This window comes from Acinetobacter johnsonii, assembly GCF_048551975.1.
Classification (GTDB): Bacteria; Pseudomonadota; Gammaproteobacteria; order Pseudomonadales; family Moraxellaceae; genus Acinetobacter; species Acinetobacter johnsonii_A.
In genome coordinates this window covers 1-240 of the sequence record NZ_JBIMCF010000343.1, presented here as the reverse complement: position 1 = coordinate 240, position 240 = coordinate 1, and the positions used below count along the sequence as shown (strand labels likewise).

The 240-nt window shown below is 39.2% G+C and carries 1 pseudogene; it reads right to left on the bottom strand.

Going from position 1 to position 240, the window contains the following annotated elements:
- Positions 1–96: 96 nt before the first annotated feature.
- Positions 97–240, bottom strand: a pseudogene (locus ACG9ZB_RS17745) (transposase); the annotation flags it as partial.

Here is a 240-nt window from a genome sequence, read left to right as displayed (position 1 = left end):
TGTCAGTAAATTTAGATGTTTTCATGCAGAATCTCCTGCTCGTATCTTAAGAGAAAATTCTACTTTTAGATCCTATTATTTTTAGGGGGGATTACCGTATCTTTTAAAGACGGTATTCCATTTACCAAAATGAGGAGGTAGACCACGCCATGGACTGCCTGTACGGGCAATCCATAGGACTGCTTCTAAAAATAATCGATTATCTTTTCCACTACGACCTCGATCGGTCACTTTACCTAG